Below are 1,331 nucleotides of genomic sequence, written 5' to 3'. Positions count from 1 at the left end.
CCGGCGTGGTTGCCGTGGGTGGTGTCGGCGAAGTCGCGTGAGGCGGTGCGGGAGCAGGCGGCGCGGCTGGCGGTGTCGGTGCGCGGCGCGGACACCGGCTCCGGTGCGGGTGCGGGTGCGGGTGCGGGTGGGGGTGCGTTGGATGTGGCGCACTCGCTGGTGTCGACGCGGGTCGCGATGGAGCACCGCGCGGTGGTCGTCGGCAGCGGCCTCGACGACCTCCTCACCGGTCTCGACGCGCTCGCCGCGGGACAGCCCGCCCCCGGCCTCGTCGAAGGCACCGCCACCGAGGGCGGCGGCGTCGTGTTCGTGTTCCCGGGCCAGGGTTCGCAGTGGGCCGGTATGGCGACCGAGCTCCTGGACACGTCGCCGGTGTTCGCCGCCCGTATGGCGGAGTGCGCGGCTGCCCTGTCGCCTCATGTCGAGTGGTCGTTGTTGGATGTGGTGCGGGGTGTGGAGGGTGCCGCGTCGTTGGAGCGGGTGGATGTGGTGCAGCCCGTTCTTTGGGCGGTGATGGTGTCGTTGGCGGAGGTGTGGCGGTCGTGCGGGGTGGAGCCGGCTGCGGTGGTGGGGCATTCGCAGGGTGAGATCGCGGCGGCGTGTGTGGCGGGTGCTCTGTCGTTGGAGGATGCGGCGTTGGTGGTGGCGTTGCGTTCGCGTGCGTTGCGTGCGTTGTCGGGTCTGGGCGGCATGGTGTCGGTGGCGTGTGGTGTGTCGGTGGTGGGGGAGCTGGTCGGCCGGTGGGAGGGCCGGGTGTCGGTGGCGGCGGTGAACGGGCCGTCGTCGGTGGTGGTGTCGGGTGACGCGGACGCGTTGGACGAGCTGCTGGTGGTGTGTGAGGCGCAGGGGGTGCGGGCGCGTCGGGTCGCGGTGGACTACGCGTCGCATTCTGTTCATGTGGAGCGTATCGAGGCGGAGTTGGCCGAGCTGCTGGCTCCGGTTGAGCCGCGCTCGTGTGGTGTGCCGTTCTATTCGACGGTGTCGGGTGGTGTGATCGACACGGTTGGGCTGGATGCGGGGTACTGGTACCGGAACCTGCGGGGGACGGTGGAGTTCGAGGCGGCGACGCGTGCGCTGCTGGCGGACGGTTTCCGGGTGCTGGTGGAGGTGAGTGCGCATCCGGTGGTGGCGGCCGGGGTGCGCGAGACCATCGAGGACGCCGGTGTCGCGGCGGGTGTGGTGGGCACGCTGCGCCGGGGTGAGGGTGGCTGGGAGCGGTTCACGCTGTCGCTGGGCGAGGCGTGGGCGTGCGGCGCGGACGTGGACTGGGACGCCTTCTACGCGGGCACCCGCCCGCGGCGCGTCGACCTCCCCACCTACCCCTTCCAGCG

At 72.2% G+C, this 1,331-nt stretch carries 1 protein-coding gene; it reads left to right on the top strand.

All coding sequences use genetic code 11. The features are described 5' to 3' along the window. The coding region (locus ACFWVE_RS35040) for an acyltransferase domain-containing protein (protein WP_384023319.1) at nucleotides 1-1,331 on the top strand (1,331 nt) is incomplete at both ends.

Source organism: Streptomyces sp. NPDC058632, from assembly GCF_042717095.1.
GTDB lineage: Bacteria > Actinomycetota > Actinomycetes > Streptomycetales > Streptomycetaceae > Streptomyces.
The sequence above is the reverse complement of the archived record's forward strand: the minus strand, read 5'-3'. Positions and strand labels throughout refer to the sequence as shown.